The 2924-nt window shown below is 54.6% G+C and carries 6 protein-coding genes; all 6 read right to left on the bottom strand.

All coding sequences use genetic code 11. From position 1 onward, the window contains the following. Window positions 1-615 (bottom strand): 30S ribosomal protein S3 (gene rpsC, locus A3730_RS20280; RefSeq protein WP_063538785.1); only part of this gene is annotated, 615 nt, incomplete at its 3' end. 4 nt (window positions 616-619) lie between these two features. After that, on the bottom strand, window positions 620-964 hold the full coding sequence (rplV, locus tag A3730_RS20275; protein ID WP_063538783.1) for a 50S ribosomal protein L22: 345 nt from the start codon (window positions 962-964) through the stop codon (window positions 620-622). A gap of 10 nt (window positions 965-974) precedes the next feature. Then, window positions 975-1250: a 30S ribosomal protein S19 gene (gene rpsS / locus A3730_RS20270; protein WP_007151633.1), complete on the bottom strand. Its 276-nt coding sequence runs from the start codon at window positions 1248-1250 to the stop codon at window positions 975-977. Between the two features lie 22 nt (window positions 1251-1272). Further along, complete coding sequence (gene rplB, locus A3730_RS20265; protein ID WP_011587693.1) at window positions 1273-2097, bottom strand: 50S ribosomal protein L2; 825 nt, start codon at window positions 2095-2097, stop codon at window positions 1273-1275. 18 nt (window positions 2098-2115) lie between these two features. Continuing rightward, window positions 2116-2412: a 50S ribosomal protein L23 gene (gene rplW, locus A3730_RS20260; RefSeq protein ID WP_007150124.1), complete on the bottom strand. Its 297-nt coding sequence runs from the start codon at window positions 2410-2412 to the stop codon at window positions 2116-2118. Continuing rightward, the coding region (rplD, locus tag A3730_RS20255) for a 50S ribosomal protein L4 (protein ID WP_063538781.1) at window positions 2409-2924 on the bottom strand (516 nt) is incomplete at its 5' end. The genes rplW and rplD, both read right to left, overlap by 4 nt.

Genomic DNA, 2924 nt, shown 5'->3' with positions numbered 1-2924 from the left:
GCCGCGGAAGATCCAGACCTTCACACCGATGGTGCCGTAAGTGGTTTCAGCACGTACGCTTGCGTAGTCGATGTCGGCACGCAAAGTATGCAGAGGCACTCGGCCTTCGCGGTACCATTCGGTACGCGCAATCTCTGCACCACCCAGACGACCGGACAGCTGAATTCGAATACCTTCAGCGCCAGACTTCATGGCGTTCTGCACCGCACGCTTCATGGCGCGACGGAACATGACTCGACGCTCCAGCTGGCCGGCAACATTATCACCTACCAGACGGGCATCCAGGTCGGGCTTGCGCACTTCCTCGATGTTGATGTGCACAGGCACACCCATCTTGGCAGCAACATCACGACGCAGACGCTCAACGTCTTCACCTTTCTTGCCAATAACAATGCCCGGACGCGCAGTAGCAATAGTGATGCGAACGTTTTCAGAAGGACGCTCGATCTTGATACGGCTTACCGATGCACTTTTAAGGCGCTTGAAAAGATACTCACGCACTTGCAGATCGGTAACCAGGCAGTCTGAATAAGACTTCGGTCCGGCATACCAAAGCGAATTATGCTCTTTGACAATGCCAAGGCGAATACCGACCGGATGAACTTTCTGACCCATCTGGTTACTCCTGACCTTCTGAGACTTTCACAGTAATGTGGCAAGTACGCTTGAGGATACGGTCAGCGCGGCCTTTGGCGCGCGGGCGAATCCGCTTCATCGTCATGCCTTCATCCACGAACACCGTGGACACCTTCAGCCCATCAACGTCAGCGCCGTCGTTGTTTTCCGCATTTGCAATCGCGGACTCCAGCACCTTCTTAACGATTTTTGCCGCCTTCTTCGGGCTGAATTCCAGAAGATTCAGCGCCTTCTCAACCTCCAGGCCACGGACCTGGTCGGCTACGAGGCGGGCTTTCTGAGCCGAAATTCTTGCACCGCGCAGACGGGCTGCAACTTCAGTAGCCATAACTGTCACCTTATCGCTTAGCCTTCTTGTCCACGGCATGCCCGCGGTAGTTGCGGGTCAGGGCAAATTCACCCAGCTTGTGGCCAACCATATGCTCGGAAACCATTACCGGCACATGTTGCTTGCCGTTATATACCGCAATAGTCAGGCCCACCATCTCCGGAATAATCATGGAGCGGCGAGACCAGGTTTTAATCGGCTTACGGGAGCCGGCTTCCACCGCATCTTCCACCTTGCCTAGCAGGTGGTGATCCACAAAAGGACCTTTTTTCAGTGAACGTGGCACAGCCTGAACCTCTCTCTATCCCTTACTTACGACGGTCACGCACAATCATTTTGGTCGTGCGCTTGTTTGTACGGGTCTTGTAGCCTTTGGTCGGAACACCCCAAGGTGTAACCGGATGACGGCCACCAGAGCTGCGCCCTTCACCACCACCATGCGGGTGGTCTACCGGGTTCATCGCCGCACCGCGTACGGTGGGTCGAACACCCCGCCAGCGCTTCGCGCCCGCCTTACCCAGTGAGCGCAAGCTGTGCTCACTGTTGGATACTTCACCGATTGTGGCCTTGCAGTCAGCGTGGACCTTACGCATTTCGCCGGAGCGAAGACGCAGAGTCACATACTGGCCATCTTTTGCCAGCAGCTGCACGGAAGTCCCTGCAGAGCGAGCAATCTGACCACCTTTGCCAGGCTTCATTTCCACATTGTGGATAGTGGAACCCAGCGGAATATTACGCAGCGGAAGGGCGTTACCCAGCTTGATCGGCGCATCTTCGCCGGACTGGATACGATCTTCTGCTTTCAGGCCTTTGGGGGCCAAAATGTATCGACGCTCACCGTCCAGATACTTCACCAGCGCGATGTGCGCGGTACGGTTCGGGTCATACTCAAGACGCTCTACAACCCCGGCGATACCGTCTTTATTGCGACGAAAATCGATCACACGATATTTCTGCTTGTGACCGCCACCCTTATGACGAGTGGTAATTCGACCGTTATTGTTACGACCACCGTTTTTCGCCTTGGCTTCCAACAGCGGTGCGTAGGGAGCACCCTTGTGCAGATCTTCGTTGACCACCTTGACTACAAAGCGGCGGCCCGGAGAAGTCGGCTTGCACTTTACAATCGCCATTATTCCTTACTCCCTTCCTTACTCTGCGCCCAGGAAGTCAATGTCCTGGCCTTCCGCGAGGGAAACATAGGCCTTCTTCCAGTCAACGCGCTTACCCGCAACGCGACCAAAGAATTTGGACTTGCCTTTCATGTTGGCGGTACGAACAGCTTCAACCTTCACTTCAAAAAGCGCTTCAACGGCTTTTTTGATTTCCAGCTTGCTCGCATCTTTAGCAACCTTGAATACGAAGGTGTTGTTCTGATCAGCCACAATCGTGGCCTTTTCAGAAACGTGCGGCGCACGCAGCACCTGCAAAATACGCTCTTGATTCATGCCAGGGCCTCCTCAAGCTTCTTCAGAGCCGGCACAGTGATCAGCACCTTCTCGAAAGCAATCAGACTTACCGGATCAACGCCCTGAGAATCGCGCACATCAACCTTCGGCAAATTACGTGAAGCCAGGAACAGGTTTTCGTCAACATTATCAGTGACGATCAACACACTGCTCAGCTCCATGTCTTTCAACTTGGCTGCAACCGTTTTGGTCTTGGGAGAGTCAACAGTAAACTCATCCACAACAACCAGACGCTCTTGACGCACCAGCTCAGACATAATGCACTGCAGCGCACCGCGGTACATTTTGCGGTTCACCTTCTGAGAGTGGTCACGTGGTACCGCAGCAAAAGTCTTGCCGCCGCCACGCCAGATCGGGCTACGAATCGTACCCGCACGGGCACGACCAGTACCCTTTTGACGCCACGGCTTACGACCACCACCACTCACATCGGAACGGTTTTTCTGAGCTTTGGAACCCTGACGGGCACCTGCCAGAAACGCAGTCACAAC

This window comes from Alcanivorax sp. HI0044 (genome assembly GCF_001634945.1).
This window is presented reverse-complemented; position numbering and strand designations above follow the sequence as displayed.

Excerpts from the sequence above, each read along its gene's own strand:
- rplV (WP_063538783.1), bottom strand. The coding sequence starts at position 964 with ATGGCTACTGAAGTTGCAGCCCGTCTGCGCGGTGCAAGAATTTCGGCT.
- rplB (WP_011587693.1), bottom strand. The coding sequence starts at position 2,097 with ATGGCGATTGTAAAGTGCAAGCCGACTTCTCCGGGCCGCCGCTTTGTA.
- rplW (WP_007150124.1), bottom strand. The coding sequence starts at position 2,412 with ATGAATCAAGAGCGTATTTTGCAGGTGCTGCGTGCGCCGCACGTTTCT.